Annotated in this window: 15 protein-coding genes; 7 read left to right on the top strand and 8 right to left on the bottom strand. The window is 72.7% G+C overall.

What is annotated here, in order from left to right; genetic code table 11:
• The first annotated feature begins 20 nt into the window (after nucleotides 1-20).
• The 6 genes from ABZ848_RS03725 (at nucleotide 21) to ABZ848_RS03700 (ending at nucleotide 5,588) form a co-directional block, all read left to right on the top strand.
• On the top strand, nucleotides 21-959 hold the full coding sequence (locus ABZ848_RS03725; RefSeq protein WP_360824692.1) for a helix-turn-helix domain-containing protein: 939 nt from the start codon (nucleotides 21-23) through the stop codon (nucleotides 957-959).
• 78 nt (nucleotides 960-1,037) lie between these two features.
• Complete coding sequence (locus ABZ848_RS03720) at nucleotides 1,038-1,541, top strand: MarR family transcriptional regulator (RefSeq protein WP_360824689.1); 504 nt, start codon at nucleotides 1,038-1,040, stop codon at nucleotides 1,539-1,541.
• A 14-nt stretch (nucleotides 1,542-1,555) separates the two neighbouring features.
• On the top strand, nucleotides 1,556-2,779 hold the full coding sequence (locus ABZ848_RS03715) for an MFS transporter (RefSeq protein ID WP_360824686.1): 1,224 nt from the start codon (nucleotides 1,556-1,558) through the stop codon (nucleotides 2,777-2,779).
• Between the two features lie 75 nt (nucleotides 2,780-2,854).
• On the top strand, nucleotides 2,855-4,018 hold the full coding sequence (locus ABZ848_RS03710; RefSeq protein ID WP_360824683.1) for an MFS transporter: 1,164 nt from the start codon (nucleotides 2,855-2,857) through the stop codon (nucleotides 4,016-4,018).
• 237 nt (nucleotides 4,019-4,255) lie between these two features.
• Nucleotides 4,256-4,501, top strand: a complete 246-nt coding sequence (locus tag ABZ848_RS03705) for a hypothetical protein (protein WP_360824680.1) — start codon at nucleotides 4,256-4,258, stop codon at nucleotides 4,499-4,501.
• Nucleotides 4,494-5,588, top strand: a complete 1,095-nt coding sequence (locus ABZ848_RS03700) for a response regulator (RefSeq protein ID WP_360824677.1) — start codon at nucleotides 4,494-4,496, stop codon at nucleotides 5,586-5,588. Before ABZ848_RS03705 ends, ABZ848_RS03700 begins: the two co-directional genes overlap by 8 nt.
• On the opposite strand, the gene ABZ848_RS03695 is transcribed toward ABZ848_RS03700, so the two are convergent.
• From ABZ848_RS03695 to ABZ848_RS03680, 4 genes are all read right to left on the bottom strand, one after another.
• Entirely contained in the window at nucleotides 5,585-6,769 is a 1,185-nt protein-coding gene (locus ABZ848_RS03695; RefSeq protein ID WP_360824674.1) for a hypothetical protein, read from the bottom strand. The genes ABZ848_RS03700 and ABZ848_RS03695 overlap by 4 nt on opposite strands.
• Nucleotides 6,766-7,080: a helix-turn-helix transcriptional regulator gene (locus ABZ848_RS03690; RefSeq protein ID WP_360824671.1), complete on the bottom strand. Its 315-nt coding sequence runs from the start codon at nucleotides 7,078-7,080 to the stop codon at nucleotides 6,766-6,768. Before ABZ848_RS03690 ends, ABZ848_RS03695 begins: the two co-directional genes overlap by 4 nt.
• A gap of 84 nt (nucleotides 7,081-7,164) precedes the next feature.
• Nucleotides 7,165-7,818, bottom strand: a complete 654-nt coding sequence (locus ABZ848_RS03685; protein ID WP_360824668.1) for a DUF6518 family protein — start codon at nucleotides 7,816-7,818, stop codon at nucleotides 7,165-7,167.
• 128 nt (nucleotides 7,819-7,946) lie between these two features.
• A complete protein-coding gene (locus ABZ848_RS03680; RefSeq protein WP_360824665.1) occupies nucleotides 7,947-9,470 on the bottom strand; it encodes an FAD-dependent monooxygenase in 1,524 nt (507 codons plus the stop codon).
• Nucleotides 9,471-9,654: 184 nt separating this feature from the next.
• Here ABZ848_RS03680 and ABZ848_RS03675 point away from each other — a divergent pair, with 184 nt between their 5' ends.
• On the top strand, nucleotides 9,655-10,680 hold the full coding sequence (locus ABZ848_RS03675) for a serine/threonine-protein kinase (RefSeq protein ID WP_360824662.1): 1,026 nt from the start codon (nucleotides 9,655-9,657) through the stop codon (nucleotides 10,678-10,680).
• Here ABZ848_RS03675 and ABZ848_RS03670 read toward each other — a convergent pair.
• From ABZ848_RS03670 to ABZ848_RS03655, 4 genes are all read right to left on the bottom strand, one after another.
• Nucleotides 10,670-11,464 (bottom strand): SAM-dependent methyltransferase, encoded by a 795-nt coding sequence (locus tag ABZ848_RS03670; protein WP_360824659.1) that lies wholly within the window; start codon nucleotides 11,462-11,464, stop codon nucleotides 10,670-10,672. The genes ABZ848_RS03675 and ABZ848_RS03670 overlap by 11 nt on opposite strands.
• A 105-nt stretch (nucleotides 11,465-11,569) precedes the next feature.
• Nucleotides 11,570-11,848, bottom strand: a complete 279-nt coding sequence (locus tag ABZ848_RS03665; RefSeq protein ID WP_360824656.1) for a DUF6510 family protein — start codon at nucleotides 11,846-11,848, stop codon at nucleotides 11,570-11,572.
• Between the two features lie 12 nt (nucleotides 11,849-11,860).
• On the bottom strand, nucleotides 11,861-12,604 hold the full coding sequence (locus tag ABZ848_RS03660) for a ferredoxin reductase (protein WP_360824653.1): 744 nt from the start codon (nucleotides 12,602-12,604) through the stop codon (nucleotides 11,861-11,863).
• Complete coding sequence (locus ABZ848_RS03655) at nucleotides 12,574-13,173, bottom strand: molybdopterin-dependent oxidoreductase (protein ID WP_360824650.1); 600 nt, start codon at nucleotides 13,171-13,173, stop codon at nucleotides 12,574-12,576. Before ABZ848_RS03655 ends, ABZ848_RS03660 begins: the two co-directional genes overlap by 31 nt.
• Nucleotides 13,174-13,203 lie beyond the last annotated feature (30 nt).

Raw genomic sequence — 13,203 nt, 5'->3', positions numbered from 1 at the left:
CCTCCGGTAGCTTCTGAGGGGTGACCCTCGTCTCCCGTGTGTCCACGCGGTCCGTCGGCCCCGAGGACCGGATCGGCTTCTGGGAGGAGTACAACCGGCGGGCGCTGGTGGGCCTGACCTGCTCCTCGTACTCACCGCACGGACTGCTGGCCACCCAGGCCAACTTCCGGCTGGGCGCCCTGCGGCTCGCCGGGATCACCGGCAACGAGCACGTCATCGAGCGCACCGGCCGCGCCTGCCGGGAGCTGCCGAAGGACTCGGTCTTCGTCAGCCTGCTCACCGCAGGACAGGCCGTCTTCTTCCACGCGGGCGGCTGCCTCACCGTGCGGGCCGGCGACGCGGTCCTCTACGACACCCGCAGCCCGTACCTGTTCGGCTTCCCCACGGCCATGCGCAAGCTGCTGGTCGACATCCCCCGCGGGACCTTCGCCGAGCACTGCACCACCGCCGACCTGCCCGCGCCCCTGCTGTTCGGCAGGGGTACGGCGGTGTCCGCGCTGGAGTCGGTGCTGGCGGAGTGGGCCGCGGGCGGCAACGGGAGCGGCGATCCGGCGTCGACGGAGGCGACGGTGCTGGACCTCGTCCGTACGCTCGCCGCCCCGCACCTGGCCGAGGACTCCACGCCCACCGGGTCCGCCCGGCTGGCCCTGGCCCGGGACTACATCGAGCGCCATCTGACGGACCCGCGGCTCAGCCCCGAGTCGGTCGCCGAGACGCTCGGCGTCTCCACCCGCCACCTCAGCCGCGTCTTCCGGCCGAGCGGTGTCACTCCGGCCCGCCACATCCTCGACCGCCGCCTCACCGAGGCGCACGAGCACCTGGCCGACCCGGCCTCCCGCCATCTCACCGTCGCGGAGATCGCCCACCACTGGGGCTTCGCGAGCCAGGCGCACTTCACCCGGGTCTTCCGGGAACGTTTCGGCCGTACACCCGGCGAGATCCGTTCTCCCGCCGATTGACACCCCTCCGCCCTCAGGCGCGGAACCGCCGCACAGCGCGACGGGGTAGGTTCCGTCGGAGGAACGTACGGAGGTGCCGTGGGCGAGCAGGACGGGCAGAGGACCATCACGACCGCGAAGGAGGCGGCCGACGACGAACTGGTCCTGGCGTTCGGACGGTTGCAGGGAGCCGCGAACCGGCTGGAGTACATCCTGGGGCGCCGGATCGAGCAGGAGTGCGGGATCAGCCACCTCATATACGAGGTGCTGCTGATCCTGGGCCGGGCGGGCGAGCCGGGGCTGTCGATGCGGACCATCGGGCAGGAGCAGGTGCTCACCACGGGCGGGGTGACGCGGCTGGTGGACCGGATGGAGGCGGCCGGACTCGTGCGGCGTGTGACGGACCCGGACGACCGGCGGGGACGGCTGGTGCGGCTGACGGCGCAGGGCGAGGAGACCGCCGTACGAGCTTCCCGGATCCACGTCGAGAACATCAGGCGGTACTTCCTGGAGCCGCTGCCCGCCACCGACCGGAAGCGTTTCGCGGAGGACCTGCGCATCCTCAGCCACTCGGCCCGCGACGCCCTCCCCCAGCTGCCCTGACGGGCCCGGCGCGGGTGGGCGATCCGGTTGCACGACCGTTGTGGCGCAACCGGGACTTCATGCTGCTGTGGAGCGGCCAGGTCGTCTCGACCGTCGGCATGCGGGTCACGACGCTCGCCTACCCCCTGCTGGTCCTCGCGCTGACGGACTCGCCGTTCCGGGCGGGGCTCGTGGGCTTCGCCCAGACCTTGCCGTTCCTGCTGCTGTACCTGCCGGCGGGGGCGCTGGTCGACCGCTGGGACCGCAGGCACGTGATGCTCGCGGCCGACGGTGTGCGGGCGGTACTGCTCGGCCTCGTCGTACTGGCGTTGGCGGTCGACGAGCCGGGCCTGCCCTTCCTGTTGGCGGTCGTCTTCCTGGACGGCGCGTGCTTCGTGTTCTTCCAGCTCGCGGAGTCCGCCGCGCTGCCGCACATCGTCCCGCGGCACCAAGTCCCCACCGCGGTGGCCCAGAACCAGGCCCGCGAACTCGGCGCAGACCTGGCGGGACGGCCGTTGGGCGGTGCCCTGTTCGCCGCGGGTCACCTGCTGCCGTTCGTGGCGGACCTGGTGTCGTACACGATCGGCTTCCTGACCCTGTTGTTCGTACGGCCGGGCCTGCGGGAGCGCGCCGAGCGGGAACACTCTCGGCCGGGACTGCGCGCCGACATCTCCGAGGGCCTCGTCCGGCTGTGGCGCCAGAATCTGCTGCGGGCCCTGGTCGCACTGACCGGCGCCGTCAATCTCGTCCTGGCCGCCCTCACCCTCGTCATGATCGTACGAGCCCGGGAGCTGGGTGCGTCGCCCTGGCTGATCGGGGTGATGCTGGCGCTGCCGGGCGGCGCGGCGATCGCCGGCGCCTTCGCCGCACCGTGGCTGCACCGGCGACTGCACCCGCGGACGCTGGTGCTCGGGTCGCTGTGGCTCTGGGCCTGCTGCACGGCGGTGCTGGCCTGGCTCCACTCACCCGTGGCACTCGGCGCGGTCGTCGCGGTCATGTCACTCGCGGAGCCGGCCTTCAACGTGGTCGTCACGTCGTACCGCTACGCCGTCACCCCCGACCACCTCCAGGCCCGCACGGCCGGCGCCGCCCGACTGATCACCTGGGGAACCGTCCCCCTCGCCGCCCTGGCCGCCGGGAGCCTGCTCGCGGCCCTGGGCCCACGGGGCACGCTGATGACGTACGCCGTCTTCATGACCGCCCTGGCGGCCGTGGCCAGTCGTGCGAGGCCCGGCGGGCCGTCCTCACCGACGCGATAACCCCTTGTCCACCTCCCCGCCCTCACCTAGCCTGAATTTGTGCCGCTAATAAACAAAACCCGAACGCACAGTGTCGTGCCGGGCAGCGCCCTCACCCGGCTCCGAGTCGCGATCACCGTCTTCTTCGCTCTGGACGGCTTCATCTTCGCCGGATGGGTCGTCCGCATCCCCGCCATCAAGGAGCAGACCGGCGCCTCCGCCAGCACCCTCGGGCTCGCGCTGCTCGGCGTCTCCGCCGGCGCGGTGATCACGATGATGCTCACCGGACGACTCTGCCGGCGCTACGGGAACCACCGGGTCACCGTCGTCTGCGGCATCCTCCTCTCCCTCAGCGTCGCCCTGCCCCCGCTCACCCACTCCGCCCTGGCCCTCGGCGCCGTGCTGCTGCTGTTCGGCAGTGCCTACGGCAGCATCAACGTCGCCTTCAACAGCGCGGCCGTCGACCTGGTGAGGGCCCTGCAACGCCCCGTCATGCCCAGCTTCCACGCCGCCTTCAGCCTCGGCGGCATGGCCGGCGCCGGGCTCGGCGGACTCGTCGCCGGCCATCTGTCGCCCACCCGGCATCTGCTCGGCCTCACCGTCATCGGCCTGGTCGTCACGGCGGTCGCGGGCCGGACCCTGCTGCGGATCGAGCCCCCCGCGCCACCGGAGAGCCTGTCGCGCGAGGAATCCGCACCTCGCCGCCTCGACTCGCACACCCGTGGGCTCGTCGTCACCTTCGGCCTGATCGCCCTGTGCACGGCCTACGGCGAGGGAGCCCTGGCCGACTGGAGCGCCCTGCACCTCGAACAGGACCTGCACGCCTCGCCGGGCGCCGCGGCCGTCGGCTACTCCTGCTTCGCGCTCGCCATGACGATCGGCCGTCTCACCGGCACGAGGCTCCTCGAACGCCTGGGCCGGACCCGCACGCTGACCATCGGCGGTACGACCGCCGCCGTCGGCATGCTGCTCGGCGCGCTCGCCCCGTCCCTGTGGGCGGCCCTGCTCGGCTTCGTCGTCACCGGCCTCGGTCTCGCCAACCTCTTCCCCGTCGCCGTGGAACGCGCCGGCACCCTGGCCGGCCCCGACGGAGTCGCGATCGCCTCGACCCTCGGTTACGGCGGCATGCTCCTCGGCCCGCCCGCGATCGGCTTCATGGCCGACTGGTTCTCCCTCCCGGCCGCCCTCACCAGCGTCGCGGTCCTCGCCGCCACGGCAGCCGTCATCGGCCTGGCCACTCGACACGCGGCCGAGCACTGAACCCCGTTAGCAGCCACCCGTGTTGCCGCAACACCGCACCGATCGACAGCCGTTGACCTCGGGCCATCCCTGTTGCGCGAACAAGTGCCGCCCGCGGCAACAGTGTTGATCGTTGCCGCTTCGTCAACCGTGTGGCGCAACGCCTTCGTCCCCCTTCATCCTGGTCTTCACTTTTCGGCACCCCACCCGGGGCGCGCAGTTCCGGCCGGTCACCGGCCGGGCACCGAAAGAGGAACAATGGATCGTTTACGACTGCCCAAGCGGATGGTGTTGGTCGTCGCGCTCTCGCTCGTGGCGGGAGCAGGGGCCGGGTTGCTGTCCACGCTCGCGGGTGACGGGGCGGCCCGCAGCGTGCTGTACGGCTTCGCCGCCGTGGGAGGGGCCGTCCAGGTCCTGCACCTGGTGCTGATGCAGGGGCGCGGCTCCGACCGGCGAGGAGGCCGGCGGCCCCTGTGTGCGAAGGCCGAGGACCGGCATGGGTGAGCTTCGGCCGCTGGCCCAGGACCTGACACCGGAGTCCCGGGCGCTGGCGACGGCACTCCGCGAGCTCTTCGAGGGCCTCGAGGTGTCGGTACGCCGGTACGCGGCCCGGCGCATCCGGGACGCCGGCACCTTCTCCCGCTACCTGAACGGCACCCGGGTCCCGCCCTGGGACGTGGTGATGGACCTCTTCACCGACGTGGCCGAACAGCGCGGAGTGGCCGCCACTCCGGAGGCCATCGAGCTCGTACGGCGGCTGCACGGAGCCGTCGTCGAGAGCAGTTCCTCCCCCAGACACGCGGTCGAGGAACTGGAGGAGCAGCTCGCCGAGGCGGACCGGGCGTCCCGCCGCTCCACCGCCCGCGGCGACGCGCTGGGCGACGCGCTGCTGGACCGCAAGCACCGTATCGCCAACCTCGAAGTGCGGCTGAGCCACCTGGAGGCGGCCTGGACCGCCGAACGCGAACGGGCCGACCGACTGGCGGCCGCCAACCCGGACGTCACGGAGCTGCTGCGCGAGCGGGAGAGACTGGAGGGCGAGGTCGCACGGCTCTCCAGCGAACTCGAGGCCGCGAAGAAGCAGCACGCGGGGGCGGAGGAGCGCTGCAACCTCCTCGAACGTCAACTGGAGGCCGTGGAACAGGTCCAGCAGGCCACGGTCACCCTCCCGGCGACCTCCTCCCAGGCCATGCCCAAGGTGCTGATCGTCGACGACCAGGCCGACAACCTCCTCGCGATGACCGCCGTACTCGCCACGCTGGACCAGGAACTCGTCGCCGTGTCCTCCGGTCAGGAGGCGCTGAAGGCGCTTCTCGACCACGACGACTTCGCCGTGATCATCATGGACGTGCAGATGCCCCACATGGACGGCTACGAGACCGCCGCCCACATCAAGCGCCGGCCGCGCAACCGCGACGTCCCGATCATCTTCCTCACCGCCATAGGCGCCGACCCGGAACACTCGGCCCGGGGCTACGCAGCCGGCGCGGTCGACTACATCAGCAAGCCGTTCGACCCCTGGGCCCTGCGCGCCAAGGTGGCCGTCTTCACCGGCATCTACCTCGAACGACGGCTCGCCGGCGAGCGTTAGCCACGGCCGCGCGCCGCCCGCGCCCCGAGGCCGGCACCGAGCACCGCGAGCGTGAGACCCACGACGGGAAAGACGCCGAGGCAGAAGATCAGCGCATCGGTGAGGTTCCGGCCGACCGGAGCCCGGTCGCCGACGAGCAGCCTGCCGTCGATCGCGTGCCGGCGCAGCGCCTCGGGCAGCCACAGGGCGTACGTCATCGGGACGGTGGCGGCCACGGTCCAGACGGCGGCCCGCAGCCCCGACCGGAACGACCGGCCCGCTCGCGCCGCCGTGAACGCCGGGACGACGAAGGCGGCGACGGGCGCGAGCGGAAGCACCAGGGCGAGCAGGAGCACGAGCGGAAGCGGGGGCCGCGTGCCGTCGCTGCGGATCGCCAGCAGGAACCACGCGGTGAACACGACGGCCGCGGCGACGCCGAGACGGGACGCGAGCCGTGCGGTGCCCGGCCGGCGGGGTGCGGCCACGGCCACTCCCAGGCAGCCGGCGAGGACGGTGGCGAGGAGCACGGCCGCGCCCGGAGGGAGGTGTCCGGCGGCGTCCGGCTCCCGGCGCAGGAAGATCACGGTCGTCGCGATCGCCGCGGCCACGGCACCGGTCACCAGGAACGACGGTACGGGAAGCGGCAGTCGAGGTCGGCGCGAGCGGGCGACGGCCAGGATCACCATGGCGCCGACGAGACCGGTGAAGGTCGCCGCGAACACCCGCAGTCCGGGTACCGCCGCGCCAACCGCCGGTCCGGTGACGGCAGTTACCGCCACGACCGCCGCGATGACGAGTCCGGTCAGCGGCCGGCCACCCGCGGGAGGCGGCCACAAGGCCGCACGGGCGCTGCTGAGGGCGAAGCGCCGGCGCTCCGACTCCCCCTCCACCTCGGCGAGTTCGGCGGTCATGGCCCGTCCCCACTCGCGGCGGCGTTCGGGCAACACGGCCACGGCGAGGGCCAGTACCCGCCCGGGCGGGTCCAACTCGGCCAGCCGGGAGCCGGTCGCGGACCACCAGTGCCGTACCACCATCCGCGCGGCGGCCGCCCACAGCAGTGACGGAACCACCAGGAAGCCGACGGCCGAGTCCGCCGCCGGGAGCGGGTCGGCGGTCACGACGGCGCCGGTCCACACCGCCGCCCACACGGCCACGACCGACCAGCACGTGACGGTCTCGAACCTCCGCAGGCTCCACCTCATGCCCCCTGCCACCCCACCCTCGCGCCCGTCGGCCGAGGCGTCGGCGCGGCGGCGAGTCCGGCGGCCAGGGCCCGGCCGGCGCCGGTGAGCCGGTAGAGGTGGCGCGGGGGCCGGCCGGCGGGGACGTCGGTCTCCCAGCCGGCCTCCAGCAGGCCCCGATCGGTCAGCCGGATCAAAATCGGGTACATCGAGCCGGGCTTGATGTCCAGCTGCTGGCACAGCTCATAGCCGTACCGCCAGGTCGCGGGCTTCTCCGCCAGCGCCAGCACCACCGCGGTGGTCTGCGCGGACGGGCGTCGGACACGGGTCATGGCACTAACTCTATATAGGTAGAGTTTCGTGAGCGTCGGTCCGTCGGGAAGTTTTTCCGGCCCGTCGCCGGGCAGCGCCGCGCGTCAGCCGGAGATCGCCTGGAGGGGCAGTTCGACGAGCGCGTAGGCGAGGAGGGCGCAGGGCACGGCCGCCGCCAGGGTGAGGGTGCGCTCGCGATGCGTGCGGGCCATGAGCAGGGGTACGAGGACGAACACCGCGACGCAGGCCCAGGCCTGGGACGCGTAGTGGAGGTCCCACGCGGCCGTCACGCCCTCCATGCCGAAGAGCCCGGCGAAGGCGGCGAGGCCGATGATCCGGCGCCGTACGTCCGGGCTGCGCCGCCACCAGTGCGCCGCGACGCCGAACAGCGGCCCCGCCACGCAGGCCATGCCGAGCCAGACGAGCGGGAAGAGCAGGTCACCCATGCCGTCGCGGCCGAACTCGGCGTAGCCGTAATAGCCGAGGACCAGTCCGGCCTCGGCGGCGAGACCACCGACCGCGGCCCGGGACGCGCTGCCGTCGCGGGCGAGCAGCGCACCGGCGACGAACGCCACGGCGGACCAGACGGCACCCGAGTTGGCGAGCTGGTTCCAGCCGCCCGGGAGCCACCCCTGCCCGAGGTTGGTCAGCACGCCGAGCAGCAGCCCGGCGACCGCGGCCGCCGGCACGGCGGTCGACCAGGTGCGGCGGGTACCGTCCGGCACCGCAAGTCCGTCGGGTGTCGTGGTCGTAGCCATACCGGCCTCCGCGCTCGCGCTCGTTCCTGTGCCACGTGTCGTGCGCTCCCGCGAACTATACGCACAACGTATACGCGCCGTGTATAGAAACCTGGTCGGACAGCGGCAGCGTCAGGGGGCCGGCCCCCTCACCACGCGGACGTGGCTGCACTCCGGGCCGGGCGGCGGGCGCACCAGTACTCCAGGGCGGCCGCGAGCTCAGGGCCGCGGTGGGCCGGGTCCGGCTCGTCGGTGGCCCAGGCGATGTAGCCGTCGGGCCGTACCAGGACGAGCGGGGGTACGCCGGTGACGCGCGGCCCCGCCACCGGGTGCACGTCCACGTCGTACCCCTCCACCTCACGGGCGTACGACTGCCCCTCGTCCGACACCAGCAGGGCGAACCGGCCCGTGCGCAGCGCCGCGTGGAGCCTGCTCGGCCCGTCCTCGTGGGACAACGGCAGGTCGGGGGCGCGTGCTCCGGTCGCCGGATGGGCGCCGAGCGGGGACGGGTAGCGGATCGCGATGCCGGACAGCGCGCCCACGGCCTTGTCCGCGACGGCGGGCACGCGCAGCACGCTGCCGCCGACCAGGCCGCGCAGCGCACGCAGGGGACGGGTGCGCAGTACGACCAGCCGGAGGAGCATTCCGGTCATGCGCACCACTTCGCGGCCGACGGGGTGGCGTTCGGCGTCGTAGCTGTCCAGGAGCGCCTTGTCGGCGTCGCCGCGCACGGTTGCGGCGAGCTTCCAGCCGAGGTTGAAGGCGTCCTGCAGCCCGGTGTTCATGCCCTGCGCCCCGGCGGGCGAGTGCGTGTGCGCGGCGTCTCCGGCCAGCAGGACCCTGCCCTGCCGGTAACAGGGAACCTGCCGTTCGTCGTTGTGGAACCGGGACAGCCAGCGGGCGTCGTGCATGCCGAAGTCGGTGCCCAGCACGCGCCGCGTGTCCTCGCGCACCTCGTCGAGGTCCACGGGTGCGTCGTCGGGCAGTTGGCGCCGCCGGTTCCAGGTGATGACCCGGTACCAGCCGTCCCCGAAGGGCGCGACGAAGGCGAACCCGTCGCCGCTGCTGTTGACGGTGAGCACCTCGGACGGGGGTTCGGCGAGCCGCACGTCGGCGAGCACGACCGAGCGCATCACCGACGACCGCCCCACGTACGGCATCCGCAACTGGCGGCGCACGGTGCTGTGCACACCGTCGGTTCCGACCAGGTACGCGGCGCGCTCGGTGCGCAGACTCCCGTCCGGTGTGCGCAGTTCGGCGTCCACACCGTCGGAATCCTGCCGCAGCGACACGAGTTCGGTGCCCGGGCGCAGGTCCACACCCAGCGCCTGAGCCCGTTGCCGGAGCACGCGCTCGGTCTCGTACTGCGGGGTGACCAGGACGTACGGGAACCTCGTGGGCAGCCTGCCCAGGTCGACGGCGGCGCGGCCGAACAGACGGACGCTGTCGATCGTGACGCCACCGGCGATCAACTCGTCGGCGAGGCCGCGGCAGTCGAGCAGTTCCAGGGTGCGGGCGTGGACCGCGAAGGCGCGGGTCAGGTTCGATTCCTCGGCCCGGCGCTCCACGAGCGTGGCCGTCACACCGGCCTGGGCGAGTTCGGCCGCGAGCAGCAGCCCGGTGGGACCGGCGCCCACCACGAGAACATCGGTGTCCGGGATCTTGTCGGTCATCTCGGGTCCTCCGCCCGGTCCGACGTGCATGCGGGGATACGACGGCCATACCGACCTTCGTGCCCGCGTGCCCTTGCGACAGCCCCGTAAACACGTCGCCGCGGCCCCTTCCGCACCCGGCGGATCCGCCCTGCCCCTCACCCGCCGCGCTGTGTTGTCATGGAAGAAGGGGAGGTGGACACCCATGCGTATCGGCGGCCGGTACGAACTGGCGGAGAGCGTCGGACAGGGTGGCATGGGGCGGGTCTGGCGGGCGCGGGACGAGATGCTGGAACGCCCGGTGGCGGTCAAGGAGTTGCGGCTCGACGGACTCGACACGGACGAGGACCCGGTGACGCGGCGGGAACGCGCGCTGCGCGAGGCGCGGGCCAGTGCGCGCATCGACCACCCCGGCGTCGTGAGGGTCTACGACGTGGCCGAGGAGTACGACCGGCTGTGGATCGTGATCGAGCTGGTGGAGGCGCCGTCGCTGGAGCGGATCCTGGCCGCTGGTGGGCCGTTGGGCGTGCGGGAGACGGCGCGCGTCGGGCTCGCACTCGCGGAGGCGCTGTGCCGGGTGCACGCGGCCGGGGTGCTGCACCGTGACGTCAAGCCGAGCAATGTGCTGCTCGGCCCCGGCCGCCGGGTCGTCCTCACCGACTTCGGGATCGCCGCCGTACAGGACGCCCGGTCGCTGACCCAGGCCGGTCGGCTGATCGGTTCCCCGGAGTACATCTCCCCGGAGCGGGCCACCGGCGGCACTCCCGGGCCGCCGTCCGACTGGTGGGCCCTCGGTGCGACGCTCTGCGCGGCCCTGACCGGCCGCTCCCCGTTCACCCGCGCATCGACGCCGGCGACCCTCCTGGCGGTGGTCTACGAGGAACCCGAACTCCCGGACGACGACTGCCCGTTGACGCCCCTGCTGCGCGGGCTGCTCGCCAAGGACCCGGCCCGGCGTCCGGGTGCGGACGAGGTGGTGGCATACCTGAGCCCGCTCGCCACGGCGCCCGAAGCGGCGGATGCCCCGACCGGCAGCCAGGCCTCCCGGCTCCTCACCGCCCTGGTCCTGCTCGCCGTGGCCGCCGTGGCGATCGTCATGGTGATCACAGCGGTCTCGCCGGGCGGAGAGACACACCTCCCGGACACGACCCCGCCACCGACGGTCGCGGGCACGTCACGCCCACCGTCCTCGCCATCGCCGGGGACGACGGCCCTCTCCCCTACGCCTTGAGCGCCACCCCGCCGAAACTGTCCACCTCCGCGGGCTGCTGCGCGCCCGTGTCCTCGGGGCGCCAGCGGGAGACCGACACCAGGCCGGGCTCCAGGAGCTCCACACCGTCGAAGAAGCGGGCCAGTTGCTCGGGGCTGCGGTTGACACGCGGGTTGTCGCTCGCGGAGTTCCACTGCTCGACCATCGCGCGCTGCTGCTCGGGGTGGATCGCGTCGGTGCTGTCGCAGAACACCAGGTAGCTGCCGGACGGCAGGGCGTCGACGAGGCGCTCCACGATGCCGTAGGCGGTGTCGTCGGTGACGTGCGCGACGATGCCGAGCAGGATCAGCGCCACGGGCTGGGTGAAGTCCAGCGTCTTGGCGGCCTGTTCGAGAATGCCGTCGGGGTCGCGCAGGTCGGCGTCGATGTAGTCCGTCCGGCCCTCGGGCGTGCTCGTGAGCAGCGCCTCGGCGTGGGCCAGCACGATCGGGTCGTGGTCGACGTAGACGATCCGCGACTCGGCCGCCGCCCGCTGGGCGACCTCGTGCGTGTTGTTGGCGGTGGGCAGTCCGGTGCCGACGTCCAGGAACTGGCGGATGCCGATGTCGCGCACGAGGTGTTCGACGGCGCGGACCAGGAAGCCGCGCTGGGCCCGGGCGATGTCGATGATGTGCGGGTTGGCCGCGACGATCTGGTCGCCGACCAGCCGGTCGATCTCGTAGCAGTCCTTGCCGCCCAGCCAGTAGTTCCAGATACGGGCCGAGTGCGGCACGTTGCTGTTGATGAGCGAGCCTTCAAGCGGCATGCGGACTCCCCGAGTTGGCCTGGTGTCCCCCACAACTTACGTCCTCGTGGCGTGAAACGCGCGTGAAGGTTGGATCTTCGTCGCACGAGCCTGGAGGCAGGCGTTTCAGGAGGTCACGGCGCGGAAACGGAACGCACCGGTTCCGCTGCCCAGAGTGAGCCAGACGTGCTCCCCGTCCCGCACCAGCCGGAGGGCGACGTACGCGCACCCGGGGCAGCGCGCGGTCAGTCCCGGCTCCGGTCCGAAGACGTGCAGTTCGGCCAGCGGCCCGGACCGCGCGCACTCGGGACAGCGCCACCAGGCCGTGGTCGCCTCCACGGCGAGGATCTCCGAGAGCGGCCCGGCGAGACAGTTCCCGTCGAGGTGGGCGGTGTCGTCAGCCATGAGGGCCTCCGGTCAGCCGAAGCGTTCGGTGCGGATGGTGGCGGGGTCGCGCCCGAGGTCGAGGAGCAGATCGCCGACGGTCTCCACGAAGCCGGTGGGCCCGCAGACGTAGACGGTGCCGGTGGAGTCGAGGCGTGCGGCCGGCTTCTCCAGGTCGGAGAGGGTGAGGCGGCCGGGGGCGCGGGCGGTGCCGGGCGGGGCCTGCCGGGTGTAGAGGAGGCGGACGTCGAGTCGGGGGTCGTGGTCGGTGAGCTCGTCGCCGTACCAGACGTCGGCGGGTGTCCGGACCGAGTACAGCAGCTGGAGGAGGCTCGGTGCGTCCGCGCGGCGGTGGGCGCGGATCATCGCCGCGAGCGGTACGACTCCGGAGCCGCCCGCGATCAGCAGGGCCGGCTCGCTCTGCTCGGGGCGCCGTACGAACCAGTTGCCGAGCGGCCCGCGCACCTCCACCTCGGCGCCCGGCGGCAGCTCCTCGGCGAGGTAGGGCGAGACCTCGCCGCCGGGCACGGACTGCACGCCCAGCTCGATCCGGTCGCCGTCGGCGGGCGCGGCCAGCGAGTAGCTGCGTACGGCCTGATAGCCGTCGTCGGCCGTCAGCCGCACGTCGACGTGCTGTCCGGGCAGATGGCCGGGCCAGCCGGGCACGGTGAAGAAGAGGGAGCGGGCGGTGGCGGTCTGCGGGCGGCGCTCGTCGAGCCGGGCCGCGCGCCAGGCGAGGGCCACGGTCAGTCCCCCCAGTTGCGCTGCTCGCGCCACGGATCGCCGTACTCGTGGTATCCGACGGACTCCCAGAAGCCGGGCTCGTCCTCGTCGCTCAGCCGCAGTCCGCGCACCCATTTCGCCGACTTCCACAGGTACAGGTGCGGCACGAGCAGCCGGGCCGGGCCGCCGTGCTCCGGGGAGAGCGGGTAGCCGTCGTAGGTGTGGACGAGCCAGGCCCTGCCGTCGAGGAGGTCCTCCAGCGGGAGGTTGGTGGTGTAGCCGCCGTAACTGTGCGCGAGGACGAAGTCCGCGGCCGTCTCGACGTCCTCGAAGAAGGCGTCCAGCGAGACCCCGCGCCAGGGGGTGTCGAACTTCGACCAGCGGGTCACGCAGTGGATGTCCGTCACCGTCTCCTGCTGCGGCAGCGCCATCATCTCGGCCCAGGACCAGGAGTGGGTGTCGCCGGTCTCGGTGGTGATGGTGAAGGTCCAGGTGTCGGTGGAGACGCGCGGTGTGGGCCCGGCGGACAGCACGGGGAACTGCTCGGTGGGGTACTGGCCGGGCGGCAGCCGGTCCGCGAGGGCACGGGCTCTCCCCCGGAATCCGGGTGAGAAGGAGCTCATACGGCATCGGTCCCCTCGACTCGCCGAGCA

This window comes from Streptomyces sp. NPDC047081 (assembly GCF_040643775.1).
GTDB lineage: Bacteria > Actinomycetota > Actinomycetes > Streptomycetales > Streptomycetaceae > Streptomyces.
Note: the sequence above shows the minus strand (reverse complement) of the source record. Positions and strands in the feature narration are given on the sequence as shown.

Bases quoted from the DNA above. Each gene is read 5' to 3' on its own strand.
- ABZ848_RS03705 (WP_360824680.1), top strand. From the start codon at position 4,256: ATGGATCGTTTACGACTGCCCAAGCGGATGGTGTTGGTCGTCGCGCTC.
- ABZ848_RS03700 (WP_360824677.1), top strand. From the start codon at position 4,494: ATGGGTGAGCTTCGGCCGCTGGCCCAGGACCTGACACCGGAGTCCCGG.
- ABZ848_RS03695 (WP_360824674.1), bottom strand. From the start codon at position 6,769: ATGAGGTGGAGCCTGCGGAGGTTCGAGACCGTCACGTGCTGGTCGGTC.
- ABZ848_RS03690 (WP_360824671.1), bottom strand. From the start codon at position 7,080: ATGACCCGTGTCCGACGCCCGTCCGCGCAGACCACCGCGGTGGTGCTG.
- ABZ848_RS03685 (WP_360824668.1), bottom strand. From the start codon at position 7,818: ATGGCTACGACCACGACACCCGACGGACTTGCGGTGCCGGACGGTACC.
- ABZ848_RS03680 (WP_360824665.1), bottom strand. From the start codon at position 9,470: ATGACCGACAAGATCCCGGACACCGATGTTCTCGTGGTGGGCGCCGGT.
- ABZ848_RS03675 (WP_360824662.1), top strand. From the start codon at position 9,655: ATGCGTATCGGCGGCCGGTACGAACTGGCGGAGAGCGTCGGACAGGGT.
- ABZ848_RS03670 (WP_360824659.1), bottom strand. From the start codon at position 11,464: ATGCCGCTTGAAGGCTCGCTCATCAACAGCAACGTGCCGCACTCGGCC.
- ABZ848_RS03665 (WP_360824656.1), bottom strand. From the start codon at position 11,848: ATGGCTGACGACACCGCCCACCTCGACGGGAACTGTCTCGCCGGGCCG.
- ABZ848_RS03655 (WP_360824650.1), bottom strand. From the start codon at position 13,173: ATGAGCTCCTTCTCACCCGGATTCCGGGGGAGAGCCCGTGCCCTCGCG.